At 61.9% G+C, this 25,032-nt stretch carries 25 protein-coding genes and 1 riboswitch; of the genes, 5 read left to right on the forward strand and 20 right to left on the reverse strand.

Features of this window, described 5'->3' with window-relative positions; all coding sequences use genetic code 11:
• Positions 1-10: 10 nt before the first annotated feature.
• A complete protein-coding gene (locus N6L27_RS11690) occupies positions 11-1,588 on the forward strand; it encodes a DUF5928 domain-containing protein (protein WP_271907434.1) in 1,578 nt (525 codons plus the stop codon).
• Positions 1,589-1,629: 41 nt separating this feature from the next.
• Here N6L27_RS11690 and rpiB read toward each other — a convergent pair whose 3' ends face one another.
• From rpiB to N6L27_RS11705, 3 genes are all read right to left on the reverse strand, one after another.
• Positions 1,630-2,079, reverse strand: coding sequence for a ribose 5-phosphate isomerase B (gene rpiB, locus N6L27_RS11695; protein WP_271907435.1), 450 nt, complete (start codon positions 2,077-2,079; stop codon positions 1,630-1,632).
• 140 nt (positions 2,080-2,219) lie between these two features.
• Entirely contained in the window at positions 2,220-3,305 is a 1,086-nt protein-coding gene (locus tag N6L27_RS11700; RefSeq protein ID WP_271907436.1) for a hybrid-cluster NAD(P)-dependent oxidoreductase, read from the reverse strand.
• A gap of 4 nt (positions 3,306-3,309) precedes the next feature.
• The gene (locus N6L27_RS11705; protein ID WP_271907437.1) at positions 3,310-4,545 is read right to left on the reverse strand and encodes an aromatic ring-hydroxylating oxygenase subunit alpha; all 1,236 of its coding nucleotides are present in this window, start codon (positions 4,543-4,545) and stop codon (positions 3,310-3,312) included.
• A 107-nt stretch (positions 4,546-4,652) separates the two neighbouring features.
• Positions 4,653-4,850: riboswitch (cobalamin riboswitch) on the reverse strand.
• 271 nt (positions 4,851-5,121) lie between these two features.
• On the opposite strand from N6L27_RS11705, the gene N6L27_RS11710 reads away from it, so the two are divergent.
• Together N6L27_RS11710 and N6L27_RS11715 are read left to right on the forward strand one after the other, a co-directional pair.
• Positions 5,122-5,658 (forward strand): dihydrofolate reductase family protein, encoded by a 537-nt coding sequence (locus tag N6L27_RS11710; protein ID WP_271907438.1) that lies wholly within the window; start codon positions 5,122-5,124, stop codon positions 5,656-5,658.
• A 15-nt stretch (positions 5,659-5,673) separates the two neighbouring features.
• Positions 5,674-6,213, forward strand: a complete 540-nt coding sequence (locus tag N6L27_RS11715) for a TetR/AcrR family transcriptional regulator (protein WP_271907439.1) — start codon at positions 5,674-5,676, stop codon at positions 6,211-6,213.
• A 71-nt stretch (positions 6,214-6,284) separates the two neighbouring features.
• Here N6L27_RS11715 and N6L27_RS11720 read toward each other — a convergent pair whose 3' ends face one another.
• From N6L27_RS11720 to N6L27_RS11765, 10 genes are all read right to left on the reverse strand, one after another.
• On the reverse strand, positions 6,285-6,929 hold the full coding sequence (locus N6L27_RS11720) for a DUF1523 family protein (RefSeq protein ID WP_271907440.1): 645 nt from the start codon (positions 6,927-6,929) through the stop codon (positions 6,285-6,287).
• Between the two features lie 11 nt (positions 6,930-6,940).
• Positions 6,941-7,207 carry a hypothetical protein gene (locus tag N6L27_RS11725; RefSeq protein ID WP_019297329.1) on the reverse strand — a complete coding sequence of 89 codons (267 nt, stop codon included), beginning with the start codon at positions 7,205-7,207 and terminating at the stop codon, positions 6,941-6,943.
• Between the two features lies 1 nt (position 7,208).
• Positions 7,209-8,570: a DUF6638 family protein gene (locus N6L27_RS11730; RefSeq protein ID WP_271907441.1), complete on the reverse strand. Its 1,362-nt coding sequence runs from the start codon at positions 8,568-8,570 to the stop codon at positions 7,209-7,211.
• A gap of 196 nt (positions 8,571-8,766) precedes the next feature.
• Positions 8,767-9,132, reverse strand: coding sequence for a hypothetical protein (locus N6L27_RS11735; protein WP_134828959.1), 366 nt, complete (start codon positions 9,130-9,132; stop codon positions 8,767-8,769).
• 3 nt (positions 9,133-9,135) lie between these two features.
• Complete coding sequence (locus N6L27_RS11740) at positions 9,136-11,070, reverse strand: AAA family ATPase (protein WP_271907442.1); 1,935 nt, start codon at positions 11,068-11,070, stop codon at positions 9,136-9,138.
• A gap of 105 nt (positions 11,071-11,175) precedes the next feature.
• Positions 11,176-12,297 (reverse strand): hypothetical protein, encoded by a 1,122-nt coding sequence (locus N6L27_RS11745; RefSeq protein ID WP_271907443.1) that lies wholly within the window; start codon positions 12,295-12,297, stop codon positions 11,176-11,178.
• A gap of 383 nt (positions 12,298-12,680) precedes the next feature.
• Positions 12,681-13,763, reverse strand: coding sequence for a hypothetical protein (locus N6L27_RS11750; protein WP_271907444.1), 1,083 nt, complete (start codon positions 13,761-13,763; stop codon positions 12,681-12,683).
• Between the two features lie 173 nt (positions 13,764-13,936).
• Positions 13,937-14,560: a class I SAM-dependent methyltransferase gene (locus N6L27_RS11755; RefSeq protein ID WP_271907445.1), complete on the reverse strand. Its 624-nt coding sequence runs from the start codon at positions 14,558-14,560 to the stop codon at positions 13,937-13,939.
• Positions 14,561-14,585: 25 nt separating this feature from the next.
• Complete coding sequence (gene pssA / locus N6L27_RS11760; RefSeq protein WP_271907446.1) at positions 14,586-15,332, reverse strand: CDP-diacylglycerol--serine O-phosphatidyltransferase; 747 nt, start codon at positions 15,330-15,332, stop codon at positions 14,586-14,588.
• Positions 15,333-15,574: 242 nt separating this feature from the next.
• Entirely contained in the window at positions 15,575-16,210 is a 636-nt protein-coding gene (locus N6L27_RS11765; RefSeq protein WP_260017374.1) for a Crp/Fnr family transcriptional regulator, read from the reverse strand.
• Positions 16,211-16,290: 80 nt separating this feature from the next.
• Between N6L27_RS11765 and N6L27_RS11770 the strand changes: the two genes are divergently transcribed.
• Positions 16,291-16,785, forward strand: a complete 495-nt coding sequence (locus N6L27_RS11770; RefSeq protein WP_271907447.1) for a GlcG/HbpS family heme-binding protein — start codon at positions 16,291-16,293, stop codon at positions 16,783-16,785.
• A 111-nt stretch (positions 16,786-16,896) separates the two neighbouring features.
• Here the strand turns inward: N6L27_RS11770 and N6L27_RS11775 are convergent, their stop codons facing one another.
• Together N6L27_RS11775 and N6L27_RS11780 are read right to left on the reverse strand one after the other, a co-directional pair.
• A complete protein-coding gene (locus N6L27_RS11775; RefSeq protein ID WP_271907448.1) occupies positions 16,897-18,105 on the reverse strand; it encodes an aminopeptidase P family protein in 1,209 nt (402 codons plus the stop codon).
• Positions 18,106-18,294: 189 nt separating this feature from the next.
• Positions 18,295-19,080 (reverse strand): alpha/beta hydrolase, encoded by a 786-nt coding sequence (locus N6L27_RS11780; RefSeq protein WP_271907449.1) that lies wholly within the window; start codon positions 19,078-19,080, stop codon positions 18,295-18,297.
• A 182-nt stretch (positions 19,081-19,262) separates the two neighbouring features.
• Between N6L27_RS11780 and N6L27_RS11785 the strand changes: the two genes are divergently transcribed.
• Positions 19,263-20,735 carry an NAD-dependent succinate-semialdehyde dehydrogenase gene (locus tag N6L27_RS11785; protein WP_271907450.1) on the forward strand — a complete coding sequence of 491 codons (1,473 nt, stop codon included), beginning with the start codon at positions 19,263-19,265 and terminating at the stop codon, positions 20,733-20,735.
• Between the two features lie 40 nt (positions 20,736-20,775).
• Here N6L27_RS11785 and N6L27_RS11790 read toward each other — a convergent pair whose 3' ends face one another.
• The 5 genes from N6L27_RS11790 to glcF all read right to left on the reverse strand — a co-directional run bounded on the left by N6L27_RS11790 (position 20,776) and on the right by glcF (position 25,032).
• Positions 20,776-21,174, reverse strand: a complete 399-nt coding sequence (locus N6L27_RS11790) for a globin domain-containing protein (RefSeq protein ID WP_271907451.1) — start codon at positions 21,172-21,174, stop codon at positions 20,776-20,778.
• 209 nt (positions 21,175-21,383) lie between these two features.
• Positions 21,384-21,848 (reverse strand): Hsp20 family protein, encoded by a 465-nt coding sequence (locus N6L27_RS11795; protein ID WP_271907452.1) that lies wholly within the window; start codon positions 21,846-21,848, stop codon positions 21,384-21,386.
• 137 nt (positions 21,849-21,985) lie between these two features.
• The gene (locus N6L27_RS11800; RefSeq protein ID WP_271907453.1) at positions 21,986-22,801 is read right to left on the reverse strand and encodes a trypsin-like serine peptidase; all 816 of its coding nucleotides are present in this window, start codon (positions 22,799-22,801) and stop codon (positions 21,986-21,988) included.
• Positions 22,798-23,556, reverse strand: a complete 759-nt coding sequence (locus N6L27_RS11805; RefSeq protein WP_271907485.1) for a trypsin-like serine peptidase — start codon at positions 23,554-23,556, stop codon at positions 22,798-22,800. Before N6L27_RS11805 ends, N6L27_RS11800 begins: the two co-directional genes overlap by 4 nt.
• A gap of 153 nt (positions 23,557-23,709) precedes the next feature.
• The gene (gene glcF / locus N6L27_RS11810) at positions 23,710-25,032 is read right to left on the reverse strand and encodes a glycolate oxidase subunit GlcF (protein ID WP_271907454.1); all 1,323 of its coding nucleotides are present in this window, start codon (positions 25,030-25,032) and stop codon (positions 23,710-23,712) included.

Consider the following 25,032-nt stretch of genomic DNA (forward strand, 5'->3'; position numbering starts at 1 on the left):
CGTCCCCACTATGGCAAAAATCGCATATATTCTGCTGTGCCATAAAGACCCCGACGCGATCATCCAGCAGGCTGAGCGGCTGACGGCGGCTGGTGACTGCATGGCGATTCACTTCGACGGGCGGGCGGCTCCGGAGGACTACCAGAGGATCCGGTCGGAGCTTGCGGACAACCCCAACGTCACTTTTGCCAAAAAGCGGATCAAATGCGGCTGGGGGGAATGGTCGCTGGTAGAGGCCACGCTGCACGCCCTGCGCAGCGCCGTTGAGGAGTTTCCGCGCGCCACCCACTTCTACATGCTGTCCGGGGACTGCATGGCGGTGAAGACCGCGGAATACGCACACCGGTTCCTTGACGAAAACGACAAGGATTTCATCGAGAGCTTCGATTTCTTCGAAAGCGACTGGATCAAGACCGGCATGAAGGAGGACCGGCTGATTTACCGGCACTTCTTCAACGAGCGCAAGCACAAGCAGCTGTTCTACTGGAGCCACGGCCTGCAGAAACGGCTGGGGCTGCAACGGAGTATCCCGGCCGATATACAGGTCCAGATCGGCAGTCAATGGTGGTGCCTGCGCCGCCGCACCGTTGAATGGATCCTGGGCTTCATCCGCAAGCGCCGCGACGTGATGCGCTTTTTCCGGACCACCTGGATTCCGGATGAAACCTTCTTTCAGACCCTGGTGCGCCACCTCATCCCGGAGGCTGAGATCGAGGCCCGCACCCTCACCTTTCTGATGTTCACCGACTACGGGATGCCGGTGAACTTCTACAATGACCACTATGACCTTCTGCTCAGCCAGGACTTTCTGTTCGCCCGCAAGATCAGCTCTGACGCCAAGGAGCTGAAGTCACGGCTCGGGCGGCTTTATGCAGCACAGGGGGTGGAGTTCCAGATCTCCAACGAGGGACGCAGCCTCTACAAGTTCCTCGCACAGCGCGGCCGCGACGGACGCCGCTTTGCGCCGCGGTTCTGGGAGACGGAAAGCACCCTCGGCCGGGAGCGCGAACTGCTGATCGTGGTCTGCAAGAAATGGCATGTCGCGAAGCGGCTGCTGGAACAGATCCGCCAGGTCACCAACATTCCGGCGATCGAATACCTGTTCAACGAGGAGGACACCCCCCTGCCCGACCTCGGCGGGATTCAGGCGGCACTGATGAAACGCACCCGCCACCGCCGGGCGCTGATGCGGATGCTGTTCGAATATTACGAGTCCGACCAGCTGATCATCTGCCTGGATCCCGGGGCCATTGAGCTGATGAATGATTTTCATTCAGACCGGTCCTCGACGCGCTTTCTGCATATCGAATGCGACTTCAGCGACGATTACCTGATTGGCCATGCCCACCGCGTTGGCCTGGCCGGCGAACGCACGCCGCAGCAAACGCTGGAGCGGCTGCTGCCGACAATCCGCAATGACATCCTGCATGAAAGCGACCGCATCCGCGATGCGGGCTTCAGCCATCTCTACAAGATCCGCGAAGGCAGCACTCCCGAGGCAAACGCGGGCGAACTCAGCAGCTTCCTGAACCTGACCGAAGAGAAGGCCCGGCAGATTGCCGGGACCGGCTATCTGTTTGCCGACTGACACGGGGCTCTTGCGCCCCGCATCAAAACTGAAGAGAGTCCTTAGTCTTCCAGCGCCTTGATCATGTCGACGCGGGTGCCGTGGCGGCCGCCCTCGAACTCAGTGCCCAGAAAGGCATCGACGATTTCCAGTGCCAGTCCTTCGCCGACCACACGGGCGCCGATCGACAGCATGTTGGCGTCGTTGTGGGCGCGGATCATCTTGGCAGAGAACGTGTCGGAGCAGACACCGCAGCGGATGCCCTTCACCTTGTTGGCTGCCATCATGATGCCCTGGCCGGTGCCGCACAGGACAATACCCAGCGCGCAGCCGCCCGAAGCCACCAGCCGTGCCGCGGCGGCGCCATGCTTGGGGTAATGGGTGCTTTCCGGGGTCTGCGGGCCGATGTCCTCAACCTCCCAGCCCTGGGCTTCGATATGGGCGGCAACGGCCTTGCGCAGCTCGATGGCGGCGTGGTCGCTGGAAAGGGCAATGCGTTTGCTGGCAGTCATGGTCTGATGGTCCTGTGTCGCAACGGGGGTATGAGGCTTGGCCCCGTGTTGACCAAGGGACGGGCGCGGCGTCAATCCCTTTATCGCCGCAGGCCCGGACCAGAAGGGAGCGGAGGGCCCTCAGGAGGCCCTCCGTCAGATCAGATGTCCACTTCGACACGGCCAATCGGGTTGGAGCAGCAGGCCAGAATATACCCTGCCTCGATGTCCTCTTCCGAGATGCCGCCATTGTGGACCATATGCACGTCGCCTGCGGTCTTCTTGACCTTGCAGGTGCCGCAGATGCCGAAGGTACAGCCTGACGGGATGTTGAGGCCCGACGCCTTGGCCACGGCCAGTACGGTGTCGGTCTCGGTGCAGGCGGAGGTGACGCCCGACGCGGCAAAGCTGATCTCCGCCGCCGCGGTCTCCTCTGGAACCACATCGTCCAGCTCAGGCGCATCGGCCTCAGTCTCCACCGGCGCGCCAAAGCTTTCCTGGTTGTAGTTCTCCATGTCAAAGCCAAGGCCGTTCAGCATGTCGCGCACGGCCTGCATGAACGGCTCCGGCCCGCAGCAGTAGACCTCGCGCTCCAGATAGTCGCCGGCGATCAGACCCAGCATGATCTGGTTCAGCTGCCCGCGGTAGCCGGTCCAAACCTGATAGGAGTCGTCCTCTTCCACCACGAAATGCAGCTTGATCCCCGGCACCCGCGCCGCCATGCCTTCCAGCTGGCGCCGGGCGATGATCTCGCTCGGGCGCTTGGCGCAGTTGATGAAACAGACGTCCGGCGATTGGCCGCGGTCGAACAGGTACTGGGTCATCGACAGGCTTGGCGTGATGCCGGAGCCTGCGGAGATGAACAGGAACTTGCCGTTCGGCCGTTTCGGCAGGGTGAACACGCCTGCCGGGCCAGAGGCCCTGAGGAACATGCCCGGTTTCAGATTGTCCAGCATCCAGCGGGTGCCGATGCTGTCGGCCTGCGCCTTCACCGTCACCGAGATCGACAAGGGCCGCGAGGGCGAGGAACTGATGGTGTAGGTCCGCCAGACGGTGCCGCCCGGCACCGGCAGCTCCAGCGTCAGGAACTGGCCCGGCTGGTATTTGAACCACGCGCCGGACGGCGCGCGGAAGCTGAAGGTGGCGGTGTTCGGCGCTTCCGGCACGACAGAGACGCATTCCAGCATCTCGTCGTCCTTCCACGCCAGGGTCTCGTCCAGCGTCTCAAAGTTTGCCTGCAGTCCCATGCCGTTACTCCGCCGCGATCAGGTGGCGGCCGGTCAGCGCGCGGGTCAGGTGTTCGGCGTACCAGTTGGAGAACTGGATAACACCGCTTTCCTGCACTTCCGAATAGGGGCCGGGCTCATAAGCGGGCGAGTTGATGCCGCGCTGGTTGTCCTCGACCACGATGCGGTCCTCGTCGTTGGTGGCAACCCAGACCTCGGTCAGCCGCTTCAGGTCATAATCCTGGCCTTCAACCGCGTCCTTGTGCACCAGCCATTTGGTGGTGACCTCAGTCTCGGTCGGGCTGATCGGGGTCACCCGGAACACGATGGAATGATCCGGCAGGAAGTGGTTCCAGGTGGTCGGGTAATGGAACTTCAACAGCGTGCCCGCATCGGCAAACGGCACCCGGCCCAGCTTCTTGGCGACAGCTGCCTTACCGTCCATGGTATAGCTCTCGGCACCCTCGTTGAGCGGCATCCGCGCCACCCGGTACTGGCCGCGCGCATCGATCTGGAACTGCGCCGGCACGCCCGCCGCCTCGATCCGGTCGAAGTGCTTCTGCAGATGCGGCGGGGTCTCGCCGCCCTCAACACCAGTGACGGACGGATCTTCCGGGAAGGTCCGGCACAGCGACGGATGGTTGCCGCCGCAGTGATAGCACTCGCGGTTGTTCTCCCAGACCAGCTTCCAGTTGCCGTTTTCGATGATCGAGCTTTCAAAGGCCACCTTGGCGTTGCCCAGATCATGCGGCTCCAGATACGGGCGGGCCACTTCGGCAAAGGTATCGAAATCCGGCGCCTCATCCGCCAGGCAGATGTAGATCAGGCCCGCCAGGTCGCGGCAGTGCACCGGCTTCAGCCCGTGTTTGGAGGCATCGAAATCCGGCCCCATATCGCGCGCCCACAGCAGCGAGCCGTCCAGCTCATAGGTCCACTGGTGGTAGGGGCAGACCAGCTTGGGCGAATTGCCTTTCTTCGCTTTACACACAACCGAACCGCGGTGGCGGCAGGCGTTGTGGAAGGCGCGCACTTCGCCATCGCTGCCGCGCACGATGATGACGTTGTAGGCGCCGACCTGATGGGTCACGAAATTGCCCGCCTTCGGGATCTCGCAGGCGGGAATGGCAAACAGCCACTCGCGGTAGAAGATCTGGCGCATGTCCAGATCCAGCACGCCCGGATCGGTATAAAACGCCTGCTCCAGGGAATAGTTTTTCTGACGGGCCACCAGTTTGGCCAGAATTTCGCTGTCGTGAAGCATCTGCTTCTCTCCTTTGCCGCATCCCCGCGGCAGGTTGGCTTGGCTGCGGGCATGGAGGGAGAGATTGCAGGCCACGCGCCTGCAACCGCCCCGCCGCCGCCCGCGGTTGACGTTTTCATGGCAAGGCTGGTTTCCGGACTGTCCCGGGGCCTTTTGGCGGCGGGCCTGGCACCTTCCCGAAGCCGCTGCTTCAGTGGTTTTTGCCATGCCTTGCCCGGGGTCACCGTTGCGGGGGCAGTGCCGGAGTTTCACCAGCTTCCCAATTCTCCGCCCCGAAAGGCGGCACCTTGCTGAGGCGGAAATTGCCCTAATCCTGCCCCGCAGGCGGAGACAAATCCGACCCGCCAAAACCGGAAAAAGACATGCATGTTTCCCGTTTCCGGCGGGACAGGAATGTCCAGAATCTCAAACCGGCATCCGCCAGCCTGTTTGCGGCAAGCGCTTATCTTTCATGCATTTAGACGCCATCCGGAGTTACGAACCGATTCGCCCGCCGCGAATCTTGCGCTGCCCCCTTGGAACGCGAATTTTATTTAACTATATGCCGTACAGTTAAATGGTACACAGGAGAATCCGATGACCACCGGCCACGTCTTCATCGCCACCAGCCTCGACGGCTTTGTGGCCCGCCAGGACCATTCGCTGGACTGGCTGCTCAAACAGCCCGATGCCGAAGATGACGATGGCGGTTTCGCGGCCTTCATGGACAGTGTCGACGGGCTGGTCATGGGGTCGGGCTCATTCCGGACTGTGCTGGGGTTCGGCCAATGGGCCTACACCAAGCCGGTTATTGTCCTCAGCAGCAGCCTGACCGGACAGGACATTCCCGAGGAGCTGAAGGACAAGGTACGCCTCAGCAGCGCCGCACCCGCAGATCTTATGCAGGAGCTTCAAGAAGAGGGCTGGACCCGCGCCTATGTCGACGGCGGCCGGATGGTGCAGTCCTTCCTGCGCCAGGGGCTGATCGCCGATCTGACCATCACAACGGTCCCGATCCTGATCGGCAGCGGCATTCCCCTGTTCGGCAGCCTGGACCGGGACATCGACCTCCAGGTGGACAGCTCCCGCATCCTGCCCACCGGCATGATCCAGACCACGTTCAGGGTGGCCTGACCATTGCCTCCGCGCATGGGGCGCCCTCCCAAGGGCAGCCGGATCCTCAGCAAGGATGATGTCCTGAAAAAGGCCCTGCAGCTGCTCGACGAGGGCGGCAGTAAGGCCTTGACGTACAAGGCACTGGCAGCGGCGCTTGGCGTCACCCCAATGGCGGTTGCCCATCACGCCGGCACAAGGGATGAGATGATCGCAAGCCTCGTGGCCATTGCGTTTGAAGGATCAGACACCCCGTCAAAGGCAGCAACGCCTAAACTGCGGCTGCGCGACCTGCTGACCCGCTACTGCGCCCAGGTGACCCGGCACCCGGAGCTGGCGAAATGCATCCTGGAGAATCCGGCCCTGATCGGCCCCTCCCTGACAAGGCTGACGCAGCTCATCGAGGCGGAAATTGCAGCCGCAGGCGTAACCGGTGCAGAGGCCCGCACCCTTCTCTGCCTGCTGGTGGATTACACACACGGCTTCGCCTTTGCCGCCGCCGCAGCGCCAGGCGGAGCACTGTCACCTGACGATTTCATCCCGGCGCTGGACTGGGTGCTGGACCGCATTGAATAAAGAAACGCGGGCCCGTTCAGGCCCGCGCATCCGCGTGTGTCTTGCAGAGCCGCCGATCCAGCGGCCCCTCCTCACTTTGACTTCCAGGTATCCAGCCAGCGGCGGAACCGGCCCTTGCGCTCGGCAATCGCATCCCCCGCCGCATAGAGGCTGTCCTCGGCGCTTTCGATCATCGGGTCGATCCGCGCCCGGCGGAACCGGCGCCAGCGCACATAGATCGCCCACAACAGTGCCGCCAGAAGCACCAGGAAGATGATCGAGAACCAGTTCACCGGCTTGTCCTCCGGCCCCGTCACCGGCTTGATCGTCACCGCGTTGGGGAAGATCGACAGAAACTCGTTGCGCCAGCCGTAATGCATCACCGCCACCCACTCCGGGTTCGCCTTGGTCGAGATGCTGTCATTGGCGTCCGTATAGAGGTTCGCGGTGTCGAACTTGAAATAAGGCGGCCAGCTCCAGCCGGTATCCTCGTTCCGGTAAACCATGTTGCGGCCGTTGGCGCGCACCGCCTGGATGAACTGCACATCGCGGTTGATCAGCTGCGCCGACTGGTCGTCGGGCTTGGACCAGAAAACCCGCGTCCAGTCGTTCAGCTCCTGCCGTTCCTCGTAGGTGTTGACGATCCGCACCACGTCATACTGCGGCAGCGTGTAATGCAGGAAGGCGCCGAACAGCACCCAGAAGGTAATCAGGAAAGCCCATTTGATGAAACGCATGGGGGTGGACCTCACATGAAGTTAATGACGTAGATCAGGAGCGCCAGCGCCCCCAGCGGGATGATGTAGACCAAGAGGATCAGCTTGCGCCGGAACGAGTTGTCGTATTGTTTCAGCCCCCGCTGGATGAAGGCCGCGCGGTCGCCGGTCAACCCCTTCTCTTTCCAGCGCCGCTTCAGCTTCAGCCGCCGCATCTCGCGCGAGTAGAGCGACACCGCGGCATAGACCACGGTCAGCACCACCAAGAGGATCAGGATCAGGCGGATAAAGCCGAACATCTCAGCGCCCCCTCACCCGGTTCACAGCCCCCCAGGGGCCGACCCGGTCAACCACCGCCTTGCGCCGGTTCCGCGGCAGCCGGGGCATCCGTCCCTCCATGTCCGGCTCATGCCCGAACAGTGCGGCGCGCGCGCCGGCCTTGTCCACCGCATATTCCCGCGCCAGAAACTCCGCTGCATAGGCCTTCTTGGTCTCCGGCCAGCCGCGGTACCGGCGGTAAAATTCTTCCTTGTGGCAGATGAACATCTGGCGGAAGTCATGCGGGCACAGCTCTGCCAGCAGCATGTTGACCAGATCGCGGCAAGGCGTGTCCGACGCCCGCAGGGAATAGAAATAGGCCGGATGGTCCGAGCTGATCCGCGGCCACTTGCCGCCGCCCTCGGCCCAGCGCACCAGCGCCGCCAGCCCCTCGAACTCCTCCGGCAGTTCCTCCGCATGCCGCGCCGCCAGCCGCCGCAGGTCCGACCGCGACAAGCCGGTCAGATCCCGGCCCTTCTCTGTCAAAACCGAAACCGCCAGGAACCCCATCTTCTGCCGCAGGATCGCCGCGCCATCGACGCCGCGCGCCCGGATCACCGGCTCAGCCAGCCCATTCAGCTCCAGGAACTTGGCAATCGCATTGCGCTGGCTCAGGTCAAAGACGCGATCCAGCGGCACCCCCTCGGGCTTTGCCCCGCTGGCAATCACCGCCGGATGCTCCAGCCCCTGAAACACATACAACCCGCCGAAATGCGCGGTCCAGAAATTACCCTGCTCAAAGACCTCATGCTCCAGATGCACCGGATTGCGGGTCACATCGCCGGTCTGTTCCGCCGTTGCGATCATCTCAGCAATCAGCCCATCATCAAACCAGGCATCTTCGCCGGTCTTGAACCGCTCCACCAGCTCCGCCAGACGGTCCGCGTGACGCAGCGTGCCGCGGGTGGTGTCCGCCTCGATCCGCACCTGATGGATGTCGAACAGCTTGGCCGGAGAGGACACCTCAAACACCGAATTCACCAACTCGCCCGCAACCGCATCGGTCGCGGTCAGCGCAAACAGCTGGCGTTCATTGACCTCAATAAACCGTCGCAGGATGTCCCGGCTGGTGGAGAATTTCACGTGAAGCAGCGGGCAGCGCTTCTGCTCGGTCGACAGCAGAATGAACTGCCGGTTCACGCCCGCATGGTTCAGATAGTGATCATCCCCCAGCTCATCGCCGATTTCGGGCGAAAAGCCCGAGATATCGACGTGAAAATCCGTAAGGGCCGTGGTCTTGCCGGTCAGATGCTTCAGCGCGCGGTTATAGCGCTCCGCCAGCGCGGGCGAGGCCACATGGAAGAGATTGCCGAACATCAGGCCATACTGGATGAGGCGTTTCATACTGTCCTCCTGTGTGCATCACGAAAGTGGCGCATTTGTTGTGAGAACGGCTGCACAATTTCCCCGCCCGAGTCGCTTGCGGCTCGGGCAGCGCCCGTCCGCCCCGTCAAACCGCAGGTTTGCCTCCGGCAAAACGGGCAGGCGCTCCGCTTCCGCCCACGGACATGTTCTGCCCCGTTGTTTTGCTCAACACTCATCAGGCCTTCTCCTGCACCCGTGCACGGGTGAATGATCGTCTGCCCAGGAACCAAGCCGCACCAAAAACGAGCGCTGAGATTGGAACCAGCACAACACACGATGCTGCCGTTCCGGCTGCCGCAAACTGCAAATACTCAAAGGCGCTAACTGGACCAGGAGACAAGCCAGGCAAAAAGGCAATGCCAGCTAGACCATAGGCCGCAAAGCAAATGATCCCGGCTGTCAATAGTGTAAAGCCTGCTGCCCGCCACCAAACCCTCTCCTTGTTCCCAACTCTGTCGCCGTTGACCCACGCGGCTGGAAGGGTAAAGAGCGCGGCAAAAACCGTCACCACAATTCCGAGATATAAGAGAGCAATCCCCAACGGTCACTTCCCCTCCAAATACCGCCGCTTGGCCTCTTCCTGCCGCCCGAAATCGCGCACCATGTTCTCAATCGCCACCTCATCCGACTTGTCGGCATAGCGGAACTCGCTGTCGGCGTAGCGGTTGATCTCCTGCACCACCATGTCGACCGTGATCGGCACCCACAGTTCCGCAATCATCGCGGATTTGGTCTCGTAATCCTTGAACAGGAACAGCTCCGGGTTCTCCATCCATTCATCGGGCAGCTCAAAGTCCATCGCCCGCACCTTGACCGCATCGGTGATGTTCTTGATGGCGCGGCCGGTGAACCGCTCATCCGCCTGCTGGATCGCCTTAAGGTATGTGCCTAGCTTGGCCAGATCATCCAGTTCCCCGATCTGGTCGTGCACCCGGCCAAAGACCTCTGCCAGCCCCGGCTCCTGCGGCCGGTTGTGCGCCTCAAACGACCGCGCGACCGCCTTCTTGATCTCCTGCGCACCGTACAGATCATGCTCGCCCAGCGGGATCGCATGGTTCTTGCCCATCAAGAGCGTCAGGATGTCGATATAGTCCTCCCGAGTCTGCGGCCCGTCCACCAGAAACCGCGCGCCGGCCCGCTGGCGCAGCGCATCGTCCACATTCTCCGGGTAGTTGGAGAACATGCCGAAGGTGCAGTTGCCGCGCACCACGGTATTGGCGCCGGCAAAGGCCTCCATAAACACCGCCGTCACTTCCTGCTGGCCCGCAGATGACTGCCGGTCGCCGCGCTTGCCCGCGATCTGGTCGATGTCGTCGATGGTGCCAAAGCCGATGACACCCGGGTCGATCACGTTCTGGATAAACGATTTGGCGTTCTGCCCCGACTTGCCCTGATAGCTGTCGATATTGTCGATGCCGAAATTCTGGTAGCGGAAGGCATAGCCTGCATTCTGGCAATAATCATGGATCAGCCCCGCCATCATCTGGATCAGGGTCGTCTTGCCCGTTCCCGGCTTGCCGTCGCCCATGAAGGTGAAGATAAAGCCGCCCATCTCTGCAAAGGGGTTCAGACGCCGGTCGAAATCATAGGCCATCAGCATCTTGGAAAGCCTGAGCGCCTGGTATTTGGCGATATGGTTGCCCACCACCTCATGCGGCTTCTTGAATGCCATGGTGAGCGTTGTGGACTTCGCCTTGGCTGCGGGCTCAAAGCCGCTGATGGTCAGATCATCCGCCTCCACCCGCCAGGCAGCAGCAGTGAACGCCTCCAGCCGCGGCGCGTTCTGAGCCCGCAGGGAGGCCTTCTCCATCAGCTGCTCGGCATAGGCGGCGGAGGCCGCAATCAGATGCGCATCATCCGGCGCATGCAGCGCCAGCTTCTGGTCCAGCTCCCACAGTGCCCCGTGCAGCGCCAGCGGCGCATTGTCCGTCAGCAGCTCCTCCGCCTCGCCCACCTCAGCCTGCGCCTCGGACCCGTGCGGTGCCAGCAGAAAGGCCGTGGCATTGGCAAACACATGCGCGGCAATCAGCGCCTCGGCGGCCAGCATTTCTGTGAACTCCCCCTTGCGCGCCGCGTCCAAAGACCCGGCCAGATTGGCCCGTTTCAGATCGCCGAGGCCGGACACATCCGCATAAGCCTCCCCCATCGCCAAGGAGACCGCCAGCGCCCGCCGCAACGCGTGTTGCAACGTCGCCTGCAAGGGCGAGGTCAGCGGATCATCGTCATCCGCCGCCTCAATGCGGGCGATCAGATGCACCCCTTCAGGCCGCGCGGTGGAGCGCGTCACCAGCCCCGGCGTGGTCGAGCGGAACCGCCGCCGCGTGCCAATGCCAGAGGACCGCTCCGCCACCGCGCCCTCCACAGCAGGCTTGGCAATGCGCGGGGTGTGGTCAAACCCCTCCAGCATCGCCGCCGCAGCCGCGTAATGCTTGCGGATATCCTCTTCCCGCAGCTCCATCTGATTGCCTGAAATGCTCATCTCACCCTCTCAATCCGTCGCTTGCGGACGCAATTCCGATCCGCTCTTCATCTGGCTAAAAAATATCCCCGCCGGAGGCTCCTGCGGTCTCGGCAGGCTCGCCGCTCAATACCGCAGCACCTGCCCGGCGTCGCTCACCACGAACTTCTGCACATCGCCGAACCCCGGCGGATCCAGCTCTGCCAGCACCTGGAACGGGCGCTGCGGCAGGATGATGGCGCGCTGGGTCCGGGTCGCGCCGGTATCCGCGCCGCGCCCGCCAAAGGGGTCGAGCGCAAAGATCTCCCTCTCAACAGTGCCGAACCAGCCCGCGCGCTCCTCGCGCACGTCCTCGCTTTCCAGCTCCTCCAGCGTCCAGGCCAGCGCCCAGTCCTGACCCGCGGGCGCCTCCGCTTCCTCCAGCACCCGGTGCAGCGGCCCGGACTGCTCGGTGTAGGCAGAGGAATACATCGGCCCCACATGAAAGCGGCGCAGGTGCTTGGGGTGGAGGTCGTCGAAATCCTCGTCAAACCCCTTGGCAATCGTGACCAGCTTCAGCCCCGCCAGGGCCTGCGCCATCAGATGCGCCTGCACCTCCGGCCAGCGCCGTTCGTCCTTGGGCAGTGCCACCTTGCCGCTGTCCTCCAGTTCCATCAGGTAGATCACCGGCAGGTTCACCTGGCTGTCATAGGCCGCCCAATGCAGCAGAAAGCGCCGCCGCCGCTCGCCGATGTTTTCCAGCCATTCGCAAACCGGATCGTTCTGGCCCCAGAACAGCTGCCCTTTCAGCAGCTCCTGATAGTAAAGCCGCTGCGACAGCGCGAACTGCAGCTTCGCGGGCACCGCCCGGTCCGAGATGATGGTGCGCACCATATCATCCTTCAGCTGCGCCTCGCTCGCCATATTGGCCAGGTGCCGCTCCGCCTGCTGGGCGTCGTTGGCCATGGTCATCAGCTCCGCCGCCACCGGAAAGCCGCTGTCGCGCTTGTCCATCGCCAGGCTGCCGAAAAATCGCCCGGTGTCGCGCCCTGCCATCAGGTATTTCATCGACAGCGCCCGGAAAGTGAAGTTCAGCCGCATCAGGTAGGCGGTCAGCACCTTCACATCGGATTTCGACAGCCGCCCTTCCGCTTGCATCGCCGCCGCCACCCGCGTGAGATGCCGGATGATGGTCTCGAACTTCTTGAAATACCGGCGCGAGGCGAAGGTATCGCTGAGGCCTGCGTGGTCGTGGGAGGGATCGGTCATGCATGTCCCCTTTCCGGACGTGCCGCTTGCGGCGCGGACAGCGCCCGGCCGCCCCCCCGGGCGGGCGCTACGCTCCCACCCGCGGCCGGGAGCCGTCCTGTGTTTCGCACACTCAATTTCCAGCGCGAGCAGGTGCTAGTTGTAAGAACAGCATAGTTTTGGCTGGTCTTAGTCATTTCGACCGCCTTCTTTTTCCTTTCGTCTCCTTACATAGCTTCCCCACAAAGCAACCGCCCCACCTGCGAAAATTCCCCACTTAGCATTGCTTTCAGACGGGATGAAAAAAATGGCAACTGCCACAAGGGCGATCTGCAAGTAGAAATCACTTAGAGTGCTGGCCTTGTAGAGAAACGACCCGTTGACTTCAGAGAGCCTGAACACCTTCACCCCCCATACAGGTTCTTGTCGTGCTTCTCGACAATCGCCGCAAACCGGCGGGCAAAGCGTTCATCCGCCTTGGCCTTCTTCTCCAGCACGTCGCGGGCAAACACCATGTTGTCCTCATGCGCTTCCAGCATGTCGGCCATCTTCTGGTTGGTCGCGGTGCCGATCGCCGCCATTGCGGTCTGGGCTTCCTTGTCGGTCTGCACGCCGATCTCGTTGATCCGGTGCGCCACATCCTGCTGCTGCGCGGTCTTCAGCGATTTGGTCAGCGCATCATACAGCACCACCCGCTGCTGGGTGTCCGTCTGCAGCTTGTTGATCAGCACCATCTGCGTCGCCGCCTGGTTCTGCAACGAGTCGACCCAGGTTTTGCCCTTCTCGATATAGCGCTCCAGCGTCTGGGACTTAGCAAGCTTCACCTGCTCCTCCTGCACCAGCGCGTTGTATTTCGCGTTGATGTCGGCCAGCTCGGTCTCCAGCTTGGTGCGCGCGGCGGCGTCCTGCTCGACCGCGATCTTGTTCTCCAGCTCGATGATCTGCGGGTCCAGCGCCACGATCTCAGCCCGCACGCCCTCCAGCTCCTGCACGGTGAACTCGCGGTCGTCCAGCGTGGCCGACAGGTTCACCTGCACCTTCTCGCGCTGCTCTTCCAGGGTGGCCAGCTGACCTTCCAGCAGCTTCACGATCACATCGGACTTGGCAATCAGGTCCTGCAGCTTGTCGTCAATACTGGCGGTGCGCATCCGCTCCTGGCGCATCGAGTCCGACTTGCCCTTGGAGAAAAACCCGACAAAGCTCTCCCAGCCGGTTTTCGAGCGCATCTCGTCGAAATCCTTGGAGAACGCCGCCGTCACATCGTCCAGCCCCATGATCAGCTCGGCGATGTTGGCGTTCATTACCTCGGTATGCGCGTGCACATCTTCCAGCGTGGCGTTTTCGATATCGACGCTGGCGTCCTCGCCCGCTTCGATCTTGCTGCGCGCAGCCTCAATGCGCGAGGTCAGCGCCTCGATCCTGGACTGCGACTCGCGCACCTTTTCCTGGCTGTCCGCCACCATTTTCTCAAATTGGGACACACTCATCGCATCCGTTCCTTCCCTGTCAAATATCTGATCCCGATATGGGTATGTAAAAGAAATTTACATCCCCTTGGGCGGTGCAATTCTGCCCGTTTCAAATGCACTGTTGCAGACAGGCCGCACAAAGAAAAGCCCCGGAGGATCCCCCCGGGGCTGCATCGCGGAAACAGGGTGTTTCACATGGTCTGCTGCTTGCCCAGCACCAGGAATGTCATCATCCCGAAGGGCGGAATGCTTTCCTGCTGCTCGACCTGCAGGCGGTCCTCCTGCAGCACCGTTTTCAACTCGAAGTCCGAATGCCAGCCGATCACATTGGCCAGGGGCGCCGAAAGCTTCTCCAGCGAGGCCCGCACCCCCTTGCCGCTCTTGAAATGGTTGGTGATCACCACCTTGCCGCCGGGCTTCAGCACCCGCGCGATCTCATGCATCACCTTATCCGGGTCCGGCACCACCGACAGCACATGCATCGCCGCCACCGTGTCGAACGAGTTGTCCGGGAAATCCAGCTGCCGGGCATCCATCTGCCGCAGCGCCTCGACCTGTTTCAGCCCCAGCTCCTGCACCTTGCCTTGGGCCTTCTTCAGCATGTCGTGGCTGAAATCGATCCCCGTCACCTGCAGATGCGGCGCGTAATGCTGCAGAGACAGGCCGGTGCCGACCCCAACCTCCAGCACCTTGCCTTCGCGGGAATTGATGTAGCGGGTCGCCCTGCGGCGGCCAGAGCGCGTCACCGCGCCGAAAGTCTTGTCATACACCGGCGCCCAGCGCGCGTATGATTCCTCAACTGCCTTGATATCCAATTCGTCCCTCCCCGGACGTCCTGGGCTAGCCCTTTGGCTTGGAAACCAGCCCCCAAATCACCATAACAACGTAAGCAAGGCATAGCACAACCAGCACCGTCCATGCATAGGTCAGCAATGCCGCAGCCATGAAGGCAAAGCCCACAAGCAGGTACTTAACATTCTCCCGCGAAATTTTAACCGCTTTCGGCGACCAGGTCGGAATGTGGCTGATCATTGCCAGCCCCACCAGCACCATGGTGAGGCAGATCAGCAGCTCATGCAGCACCGGTTCACGGCTGCCATAGGCAAAGGTGGCAAACATCGGCAGCAGCGCCAGCAGCGCTCCGGCGGGCGACGGGATGCCCTCGAAATAACCCTTGCGCAGCTTCGGCGCCTCTTCCTCCGACTTGCTGCTGACATTGAACCGCGCCAGCCGCACCACGCAGCAGACCGAGAACACCAGCACCGAAATCCAGCCGATCCCGCGCATATCCTGCAGTGCCCACAGATAGATCACCATCGGGGTCGCCACACCGAAGTTCAGGAAATCAGCCAGCGAGTCCAGCTCTGCCCCCATCTTGCTGACGCTGCGCAGCGCCCGCGCCAGCCGCCCATCCAGCCCGTCCAGCACCGCGGCCAGCAGGATCAGCATCACCGCCAGCTTGAAGTTGCCGGAGATGGCAAAGCGGATCGCCGACAGCCCGGCGCAGATCGCACCGATGGTCATCAGGTTCGGCATCAGCTGGATCAGCGCAAATTCCGATTTCTTCTTTTCCGGGGCGTCATACATGGCGGTGGCTCTTTCTTCCTCGCGGGGCGCGCACGCGCGGACGTGCGTGCGTCCTCAGCAAGAGGGTAACAACGGGGCAGTCAATGCCGTGGCGCACATATGCCCCAAGACCCGCCCCGGCGCAACGGCCCTGCCAGAAGACCAATTGCTAGGCGTCCAGGCTGAAAGCTCCCTGCACGCTGGCGCCCGGCACCGGCCGGCCTCACCTCATGTCAGCGTTCGCCTGGCGCTCTGCCATCCGGCTAAGGTCCGGCCTTCTCCAGCAAATGGATGCTCCTGTATCCCAGCTGCACCTGGCCTTTAGCCTTTAAGGCATTCAAATGAAGACCCACAGCTTCCTTGGTCACACCTAAAATAGCAGCCAGTTCCTCCTGGCTGACTCGTAGCTTTCGTGTGTTCTGCCACTTGGAAATCTGCTGCAATGCGGTTTTCAATCTTTGTTCCAGAGAGAGAAAAACCGTGTTCTCAAAATTCTTATAAAAATGGTCGGCAAGCCCTGCCAGGACAGCTGCAATCGCCTGCCAAAGACGCGGGTCTGTTTGGCCTATTTCCTCGACGTCTTTCCAGTTCACCACCCGCAGCCTGGTTTCTGACCTTGCATAGGCCGCATTCGGCCGCAACCCGGGCCCGAGGCAGCCGATAAAACCGAACCAGTCACCCGCACCAAGATCGCGGACGATCAGCTCCTTGCCGCCCTCATGCGTTGCCCCGAATCGAATTGTACCGGACTCAATGAAGTACAACTCCTGCGCTGGATCTGCGATTTCGTGGATCAGCCCTCCTTTGGGTATGCAGCTTGCCTGTGCCTTGCCATGCACCGCCCGCCTGGTTTCGTGAGAGCAATGATCAAGCCAGTTCCGGAAGTTCACATTTTTCATCAGGAAAACAATCCAGATTGTCTTTTGTTTCCAGCCTTACACCTAGTGTGCACAGCATCAGCTACAAGGGAGACAAAGAGATGAAAATGGTAATCTTCGGCGCGGCTGCGGCCGGATTGCTCGCGGCCGCGGCTGCCTCGGCAGTCGAAATACCGAACCGCCCGGCTCTGACAACCGAAATTGCCGAAGCAATCGCCAAAGAAGCGCTTGCAGATTGCCGTGCACAAGAGGCGGCAGTATCGGTCTCTGTCGTGAATGACCAAGGCCGGCTGCTCTATTTCTTCCGGGGAGAAGGCACTGGTGCGAACACCATTCATACCAGCTTCAGGAAGGCCTATACGGCCGCGTCCCTGAAGGTATCAACATCTGTTCTCAATATGGCACCCCAGGCGGACGGATACAGCCAGCTGGGAAAAATGGAAGACGACATCCTGTTGCTAACCGGAGGCCTGCCGCTGTTCCACGAGGGCACGTTGATCGGCGCAATCGGACTTTCGGGTGCGCCAGACCCGAACATTGAAGAGGCCTGCGGTGAATCCGCAATCGCGAAGGTTTTGAACAGCAAGGACGGCTGACGGCCCGCTTCCAGACCTGCAACCAGTCTGGCTCAGCCCCGCAGGCGCCTGCCCGGTGTACAGGGGGTGCACGGATGGCACCCCCTGCGTCTTTTCAAAAAATTGGAAACCTCAGCCGACGACGTTGAAATCCGGCCCATAGGGGTATTTGGTGATGTTCTCGTTGCCGTCCTCGTGGATGATCAGGATGTCATGCTCACGGTAGCCGCCGGCACCCGGCTGGCCGTCGGCGATGGTCAGCATCGGCTCCATTGAGATCACCATGCCCGGCTCCAGCACCGTGTCGATGTCCTCACGCAGTTCCAGCCCCGCCTCGCGGCCATAATAGTGCGACAAGACCCCGAACGAGTGGCCATAGCCGAAGGTGCGGTACTGCAGCAGATCCTGCTCTTCAAAGAAGGCGTTGATCTTGTGGGTGATTTCCGCACAACTCGCACCCGGTTTCAAGAGCGAGATACCCAGTTCATGGGCCGCCACATTGGCCTCCCAGATGCGCAAAGATTCCGCATCCACTTCCTTCACGAACATGGTCCGTTCCAGAGCAGTGTAATACCCTGAAATCATGGGGAAAGTGTTCAGGGACAGGATGTCGCCGCGCTGCAGGGTGCGGCCCGTCACCGGGTTATGGGCACCGTCAGTGTTGATGCCGGACTGGAACCAGACCCAGGTGTCGCGGTATTCCGCATCCGGGAAGCGCTTGGCAATCTCCAGCTCCATCGCATCACGGCCCGCCATCGCCACGTCGATCTCCCGCGCGCCTTCCCTGACCGCATCGCGGATCGCAAAGCCGCCGACGTCGGCGACAGCCGCACCGACGCGGATCATGTCGAGTTCAGCGGCGGATTTGCCCATCCGCTGGCGCATGGTCGGCTCATAAAGATCAACCAGTTCGGACGGCTTCAGGAAGCCCTCCAGCTTGGCCTTCTGCAGCAGGGTCAGGTGGTCGCTCTCATAGCCGACCACCACGCCCTCGCCGCTTACCGACTTGATTGCACGCCAGAAATTGTCGCGCTGCCAGTCGGTGTAGGTGATGTTGTCGCAGAAGGAGCGGCGCCAGGGCTGCCCCGCATCAATACCGGCAGAGATGGTCACGGCTTCACTTGCGGTCACAACCAGGCCGTAGGGGCGGCCAAAGGCGCAATAGGTGAAGCCCGAGTAGTAGGAGATATTGTGCATTGAGGTGAAGACAGCGGCGCTCACCCCCTTTTCAGACATGATCTTGCGCAGACCCGCAATCCGCGCCTCATATTCAGAGACAGCAAATTGCAGCGGCGCCTTCTCACCATTGTGAAAACGGTACATTTCAGGACGTGCAGTCATATCAGACCCTTCCTTCTTACAAGAAAGGTCCCGGCGTTCAGGACAGTTTTGGAATGTGGGGGCTGGCATGTATTCCATGCGGCGACGCCATCGCCTGGCCCCTAGGCCGGAAGATGCGGCGGAAAGGGGATTCTGGCAAGAGTTAATTACACCTCGTGTGATGGGGGTGTTTGCGCCCCCTCCCGGTGCTCAATTCACAATCAGAGCCACCAGATCGCTGTCCGGGTCGGCCAGCGGGTCAATCACGTTAAAATGATGCTTTCCGAAAGCAATCACATGATCTGCGCCCCAGGCTTCCACTAGCCAGACCGCCTGGTCCAGAAATGCCGGGCGCTCCACGCCGCCGACCCAGACGGTGACCTCTGCCGGATACCGGTCCTGCATCTCCACCGGGCTTTCTGCCACCGCAGCTGCCGAATCCATCTTGAACTTTTGGTTCATGGAGGTCCGCAGCAAGGGGAGCAGGTCCGACAGCGGCGAGATCGGGATCACTGTTTTGATCCGCGCGCCCACATCCGGCGGCAGCAGCGCAGGGTCCAGCATCCGTGCAACCAGGTGTCCGCCTGCGGAATGGCCTGCCAGCGCGATCGGGCCATCAACCTCCGCCGCAACCCGCGTCACAGCGGCAGCGACCTGCCGGGTGATATCGACAATGCGCACATCGGGGCACAGGTCATAAGACGGCATCGCCACCGCCCAGCCGTGCGCCATCGCACCACGGGCCAGGTGCGACCAAGAGCTTTTGTCAAAGGCGAGCCAATAGCCGCCATGGACAAAAACAAACAGACCCTTAGGCGTGCCCTCGGGCAGGAACAGATCAAATGCCTGCCGCTCCCCCTCGCCATAAGGAATGTTCAGCCGGGCCCGCTCATGCAGGCTGTTGCGGAAATCCTCCGCCGAGGCCGCCCAGCGCGGCGGGTACGTGTCTGCATTCTCGATATAAGCCCCGTTGGCATAGGCATCATCCAATTCCATGCCCAATTCTCCCCTGTTCTTATTGTTGGCCGCTACCAGACAGTCTGGCACAGCACATGTCAAATTGCTTGGCTCAAAATCCCGTCCGGAAATTTGATCAAATTCTGGACTCATGGATGATACTGGACATATCAAGGCACAACTGCTTTGCATTCCGCAACTGAACACCTGGGAGGCCCGCAATGCTTGATGCTACCACTGACCTGAAATCCCTGCTCAAAGACCCCAGCCTGCTGGAAACCCGCGCCTATATCGGCGGCCGGTTCGTTGATGGTGAAGGCACCTTTGACGTGACCAACCCCGCCCGCGGCGACGTAATCGCCCAGGTCGCCGACACCAGCCGCGCACAAGTTGCGGGTGCCATTGCCCAGGCCGAAGCCGCGCAAAAGGAATGGGCCAAGTGGACTGGCAAGGAACGCGCCGCAGCAATGCGCAAATGGTTCGACCTGATGATGGAGAACCAGGAGGATCTGGCGGTGATCCTGACCGCCGAGATGGGCAAGCCGCTGGCGGAATCCCGCGGCGAGATCGCCTATGGCGCGTCGTTCATTGAATTCTTCGCGGAGGAAGCCAAGCGGATCTACGGCGAGACCATCCCCGGCCATCAGCGCGACAAGCGCATCACCGTGCTGAAACAGCCGATTGGTGTTGCCGCCTCGATCACGCCGTGGAACTTCCCCAACGCTATGATCACCCGTAAGGCCGGCCCGGCGCTGGCCGCAGGCTGCGCCTTCGTCGCCCGCCCAGCAGAACTGACACCGCTGTCGGCTACCGCGCTGGCGGTTCTGGCCGACCGTGCAGGCATCCCGGCGGGCGTGTTCAACGTCGTGCCATCGGCCAACGCATCGGAGACCGGCAAGGAGTTTTGCGAAAACAACGCAGTGCGCAAACTGACCTTTACCGGCTCCACCGAGGTCGGCCGCATCCTGATGCGCCAGGCTGCAGACACCGTGATGAAATGTTCGATGGAACTGGGCGGCAATGCGCCTTTCATCGTGTTTGACGACGCCGATCTGGATGCCGCCGTCGAAGGCGCCATCATGTGCAAGTTCCGCAACAACGGCCAGACCTGCGTCTGCGCCAACCGGATCTATGTGCAGGCTGGCGTTTACGATGCTTTTGCCGAAAAACTGAAGGCCGCCATCGCCGCCATGAAGGTCGGTGACGGGTTGGAGGAAGGCACCCAGTTCGGACCGCTGATCAATGCCAAGGCCGTGGTCAAGGTGCAGGAGCATATCGCCGACGCCAAAGCCAAGGGCGCGGAGGTTATTCTGGGCGGCAACCCGTCGGAGCTGGGCGGCACCTTCTTTGAGCCGACCATCGTCACTGGCGCCACCCAGGACATGGCCTTTGCCACTGACGAGACCTTCGGCCCCCTCGCCCCGCTGTTCAAGTTCGAGGACGAGGATGAGGTGATTGGGCTGGCCAACGACACCATCTTCGGCCTGGCATCCTATTTCTACGCCAAGGATCTATCCCGCGTATACAAGGTGGCGGAAGCGCTGGAATACGGGATCGTCGGTGTCAACACCGGCATCATCTCCACTGAAGTGGCCCCGTTCGGCGGTGTCAAGCAGTCCGGCCTGGGCCGCGAAGGCAGCCACCACGGCATCGAGGATTACCTGGAGATGAAATACATCTGCATGTCGGTCTGATCCTGCCCGGCTCAGTATAATCGGGTCAGTGATAAGCGGGTCAGTGCCGGGCCATGGTCCCGGCGACCCTGCTGATGGCACTGGCCCAGGCCCGCTCTGTCTCCGGGTCCAGATCCGCCCCCAGAACATCGCGCAAAGCGGCGATCAGCGCCCGCTTTGCCGCCTCTGTCTCGCGCGGGCCAACGCCCAAATGCGCATGCACCGCAACCAGCTGCACGCCGATATCCTCCAGCGTCCGCGGATCGTCCAGATTGCGCACACAGGACGCGATCATCGCTGTCAGCATCGTTTTCTGCTTCACGAAATTGCCGCGGAACAACCCCCGTGCTTCCGGCAGGCGGGTGAACAGGTGCACATAGAACCGTTCCGCCAAATCAGCCTTGCGGGCGAAAATGCCTGCAAAGCTCTGCTGAACATGCTGTATCTGCTGTGGTCTCATGCGGTTCACCCGGACCGCGCATTGCCAGCACCGGCGGGCGGTCAAACGCCGGCGCAAAAACCATTCACCGCCCCAGTGTGCCGCCAAATTCCTAACAAGCGGTTGCGCTTTGCAACCCTTGGCTGTTTCGGCAGGTTCAGCCTGCCAAGACAAAAAAGCCCCCTGGCAGAACCAGGGGGCATCGTGCGCACGAACCGTTGACCAGAGGGTCAGTTGACCGTTTTGGCCTCGATCTCCGGGCGGTTCGGGCGGGAGGAGGAGATTTCGATCCGGCGCGGTTTCAGCGCCTCCGGCACCTCGCGGTGCAGATCGATATGCAGCATGCCGTTTTCATGGCTGGCACCCGTCACATGGACATGGTCGGCCAAAGTAAACCGGCGTTCGAATGCGCGGGTAGCGATACCGCGGTGCAGGAAGGTGCGGCCATCGCCGTCCTCGGCTTTCTTGGCGGACACGACCAGCGCGTTTTCCTTCACTTCGACATTCAGGTCTTCGTCAGAGAAACCGGCAACAGCGATTGAGATCCGGTAGCTGTCGGCGTCGGTCTTCTCGATATTGTAGGGCGGGTAGCTGGACTGGGCCGCGTCAGCGCTCAGGGCGCGGTCCATCAGGCTGGCGATCTGGTCAAAGCCGATGGTGGCACGGTGCAGCGGTGCAAAATCAAAAGTACGCATTTTCCATCCTCATTCATGAGCGATTTCAGAGTGCCTTCCCCGCGGGGACAGGCCGGTTTTATTGCTCCGGGCCCCAATCAGCGGCTGCCCGGACAATTCTGAGATAGGAAACGCAATTTACGGCTTCAAGAGGTTTATCAGTCGCCAACGCTGACAAATTTTGCACCGCCAGCAGAGGTGCCGCCGCCAACCTGGATCCGCTTGATCCGCCGGTCCGGCGAGGCCACCGGATTGCGGCGCAGCTGCGCCTTCAGTTCGGCCACCCGCTGTGGCAGCTTCATGCCGAAGGCCACTTGCTTGCCCCGGAAATTGCCGCCGCCGGACACCAGCGACAATATCCGCCCGCGGCCGCCCACCTGCGAAAACACCGGCGCCCCGGAGGAGCCGAAGGTGACATTGCAGTCAATCATCAGCACGTCCCGGTGCTCCCCCATCAGGTTGCACTGACGCTGGCGCGAAAGCGCTTCATCCCGGCCCTTGCCATAGGAGGTTACGGAGATATCGCTCCCGTATTCCTCGCCCGAATGCAGCACAAACGCATTCGCCTGGCTGCTGAGAATTGGCTCCGCTAGACGGATCAGCGCCACATCGTGACGGATGTTTTCCATATTCAGGCGGCGGCGCGGGTCATAGCCGGGATGGGCCGCAATCTGCAGCGCCTGGCGGTCGGCAACCGCGACCCCGTCACGCAGCCCGGCACGGAACCTGATCTGCTCTGCCGGGCGCAACCCGCCGTCCTTGCCGTAAACACAATGCGCCGCCGTCAGCACCAGCTCCGGCGCAATCAGCGTGCCGGTGCAATAGCCCTTACCGTTCAGCTCCAGCCGCCCGACGGCTTCCCAGCCCAACAGGTCGTCGCGGTCGGTCAGGCGGCGCAGGCCGGTCCCCTGTGCCAGCGCGCTCCCGGCATAGGCCAGCATGGCCGCGCCCAGTATCAGCCTGCGCCAGTTCATTGCCTTATGAACTTCGCGCCGAAGGAACCGCCCCGTTCCCCCGCTTTCACCCGGCCCACACCAGGCGGCAGCTGCCCGCCAGTGTTCACGCCGGTCAGCTGCGCCTGCAGCAGCGTCAGCTCCTCTGCCAAGGCAGATCCGAGAGACACCTGTTCACCGCTGACTTCCGCCTTGGCAGAGATCACCGAAACAATCCGCGGGGTTCCGTTCTCAAAGGAAAAGACCGGCGCGCCGGAGGACCCGAAGTCCACGTCGCAGGACATCACCAGAACCCCCTGCTGGCGGGCCTTCACTGCACAGACCTCCTGCAACGACGGCGCCTCCGAGCGGTCATGGGCATAGGAGACCACACCGATCTTGGCGCCCTTGCGCGGGCGGTATTCGGTCTCAAAAGGGGTCACGGTGGTATTGCGGATCGGGCGCTGCAGTTGCAGCAGGGCAATGTCATTGCGCACCCGGCCGGTCGACAGTTCACCGTCATAGACATAGGAGGGATGCTGCACCGCCCGGCGCACGGAGCGGTAGGCCGAGGCGCGCCCGTTGCGCCAGCCTGCCAGGAATTCGATCCTGGTGGGGTCGATCGGCGCTTTGGTGCGGCTGTCATAGAGGCAATGCGCGGCGGTCAGCACCAGATCGGGCGCAATCAGCGCGCCAGTGCAGAACCCCTCGCCGTTCACATCGAGCCGCCCGACAGCTTCCCACTTGCGGCCTGCATCCAGCGTGTCCATCCGCTGCAGCCGGCTGTCCTGCGCCATCGCCGCGGCTGGCAGCAACACTGCTGCAACCGCAAGAATCCACTGCCTCACATGCGTCTCCTCTTATCCACCGGCTGGGAGATTATCTGTCTGTTCAGGCAAAATTACGGCAAGCCTGCGGTGAATGCAGCCCGATTCTTTCGACCGCCCGCCTCAGCGCAGCACCGGCACCTCCGGCGCGCGTTTACCCGGTGCCGTCAGCGCAGGCGGCTGCGGGCCGCCGGTGGCCCAATCCAGCAGCTCCACCGTGTGCACGATGGGCAATCCGGTGCCCCCGCCGATCTGCATCATGCAGCCGATATTGCCCGCGGCAATCAGATCAGGCTGCTTCGCCTCCAGCGTTTTCACCTTGCGCGCCTTCAGCTGGGCGGAGATTTCCGGCTGCATCAGGTTGTACGTCCCGGCCGAACCGCAGCACAGATGGCTGTCGGCAGGCTCAACCACCTTGAAGCCCGCACGCTTCAGCAGTGTCTTGGGGTGGGTCTTGATCTGCTGCCCGTGCTGCAGCGAACAGGCCGCGTGATAGGCAACCGTCAGCCCTTTGTCCGCGCCTTCCGGCAGCTCCAGCTGCATCAGCAGTTCCGAGATATCCATCGCAATCCCTGCGATCCGCGCCGCATCTTCGGCCAAGGCATCATTGCGGAACATATGCCCGTAATCCTTGACCGTGGTGCCGCAGCCAGAGGTGTTGATGACGATTGCATCCAGCCCCTGCCCGTCCAGCTCTGCCGTCCAGGCGCGGATGTTTCCGGCGGCGGCGGCGTGGCTCTCCTCCTCCCGCCCCATGTGGTGGGTCAGCGCGCCGCAGCAGCCCGCACCCTTGGCGACCACAACTTCGCAGCCCAGCCGGGTCAGCAGACGGATGGTAGCGTCATTGATATCCGTGTTCAGCGCCTTCTGGGCGCAGCCGGTCATCAAGGCCACCCGTTTCCTGCGCGGAACCTCCGGCGCAAAACTCTGCGGATCATCATTGCGGCTGACCGGCGGGATGGTCCTGGGCGCCATTTCCAGCATTGCGCGCAACCGAGCGTCCGGCAGAAGGGCCTTGAACGGTTTCGCCAGCTTGGCCCCCAGCAGAGCCAGGCGGAACCGGGTGGGATAAGGCAGGATCCGAGCCAGCAGCCAACGCAGCGCGCGGTCGCTCCAGGGACGGTCATAGTGTTTCTCGATATAGGCCCGGGCATGGTCCACCAGATGCATGTAGTGCACGCCCGAGGGACAAGTGGTCATGCAGGCCAGACACGACAGGCAGCGGTCAATATGCTTGACGGTCTTTTCGTCCGGCACCCGTTCGTTTTCCAGCATGTCCTTGATCAGGTAGATCCGCCCGCGGGGGCTATCGAGTTCATCGCCCAGCACCTGATAGGTCGGGCACGTGGCTGTGCAAAAGCCGCAATGCACGCAGGAGCGCAGGATTTCGTTGGCCCGTTTGGTGCCGGGGTCCTGCAGTTGCTTTTCTGTGAAGGTGGTCTGCAT

The organism is Leisingera sp. SS27, assembly GCF_028368855.1.
Classification (GTDB): Bacteria; Pseudomonadota; Alphaproteobacteria; order Rhodobacterales; family Rhodobacteraceae; genus Leisingera.

Excerpts from the sequence above, each read along its gene's own strand:
- N6L27_RS11690 (WP_271907434.1), top strand. The coding sequence starts at position 11 with ATGGCAAAAATCGCATATATTCTGCTGTGCCATAAAGACCCCGACGCG.
- N6L27_RS11780 (WP_271907449.1), bottom strand. The coding sequence starts at position 19,080 with ATGGAATTGGATGATGCCTATGCCAACGGGGCTTATATCGAGAATGCA.
- N6L27_RS11710 (WP_271907438.1), top strand. The coding sequence starts at position 5,122 with ATGACCACCGGCCACGTCTTCATCGCCACCAGCCTCGACGGCTTTGTG.
- N6L27_RS11770 (WP_271907447.1), top strand. The coding sequence starts at position 16,291 with ATGAAAATGGTAATCTTCGGCGCGGCTGCGGCCGGATTGCTCGCGGCC.
- N6L27_RS11765 (WP_260017374.1), bottom strand. The coding sequence starts at position 16,210 with ATGAAAAATGTGAACTTCCGGAACTGGCTTGATCATTGCTCTCACGAA.
- rpiB (WP_271907435.1), bottom strand. The coding sequence starts at position 2,079 with ATGACTGCCAGCAAACGCATTGCCCTTTCCAGCGACCACGCCGCCATC.
- N6L27_RS11730 (WP_271907441.1), bottom strand. The coding sequence starts at position 8,570 with ATGAAACGCCTCATCCAGTATGGCCTGATGTTCGGCAATCTCTTCCAT.
- N6L27_RS11725 (WP_019297329.1), bottom strand. The coding sequence starts at position 7,207 with ATGTTCGGCTTTATCCGCCTGATCCTGATCCTCTTGGTGGTGCTGACC.
- N6L27_RS11720 (WP_271907440.1), bottom strand. The coding sequence starts at position 6,929 with ATGCGTTTCATCAAATGGGCTTTCCTGATTACCTTCTGGGTGCTGTTC.
- N6L27_RS11800 (WP_271907453.1), bottom strand. The coding sequence starts at position 22,801 with ATGAACTGGCGCAGGCTGATACTGGGCGCGGCCATGCTGGCCTATGCC.
- N6L27_RS11745 (WP_271907443.1), bottom strand. The coding sequence starts at position 12,297 with ATGACCGATCCCTCCCACGACCACGCAGGCCTCAGCGATACCTTCGCC.
- N6L27_RS11700 (WP_271907436.1), bottom strand. The coding sequence starts at position 3,305 with ATGGGACTGCAGGCAAACTTTGAGACGCTGGACGAGACCCTGGCGTGG.
- N6L27_RS11775 (WP_271907448.1), bottom strand. The coding sequence starts at position 18,105 with ATGACTGCACGTCCTGAAATGTACCGTTTTCACAATGGTGAGAAGGCG.
- N6L27_RS11715 (WP_271907439.1), top strand. The coding sequence starts at position 5,674 with ATGGGGCGCCCTCCCAAGGGCAGCCGGATCCTCAGCAAGGATGATGTC.
- pssA (WP_271907446.1), bottom strand. The coding sequence starts at position 15,332 with ATGTATGACGCCCCGGAAAAGAAGAAATCGGAATTTGCGCTGATCCAG.
- N6L27_RS11790 (WP_271907451.1), bottom strand. The coding sequence starts at position 21,174 with ATGAGACCACAGCAGATACAGCATGTTCAGCAGAGCTTTGCAGGCATT.
- N6L27_RS11750 (WP_271907444.1), bottom strand. The coding sequence starts at position 13,763 with ATGAGTGTGTCCCAATTTGAGAAAATGGTGGCGGACAGCCAGGAAAAG.
- N6L27_RS11740 (WP_271907442.1), bottom strand. The coding sequence starts at position 11,070 with ATGAGCATTTCAGGCAATCAGATGGAGCTGCGGGAAGAGGATATCCGC.
- N6L27_RS11805 (WP_271907485.1), bottom strand. The coding sequence starts at position 23,556 with ATGGCGCAGGACAGCCGGCTGCAGCGGATGGACACGCTGGATGCAGGC.
- N6L27_RS11705 (WP_271907437.1), bottom strand. The coding sequence starts at position 4,545 with ATGCTTCACGACAGCGAAATTCTGGCCAAACTGGTGGCCCGTCAGAAA.
- N6L27_RS11795 (WP_271907452.1), bottom strand. The coding sequence starts at position 21,848 with ATGCGTACTTTTGATTTTGCACCGCTGCACCGTGCCACCATCGGCTTT.
- glcF (WP_271907454.1), bottom strand. The coding sequence starts at position 25,032 with ATGCAGACCACCTTCACAGAAAAGCAACTGCAGGACCCCGGCACCAAA.
- N6L27_RS11785 (WP_271907450.1), top strand. The coding sequence starts at position 19,263 with ATGCTTGATGCTACCACTGACCTGAAATCCCTGCTCAAAGACCCCAGC.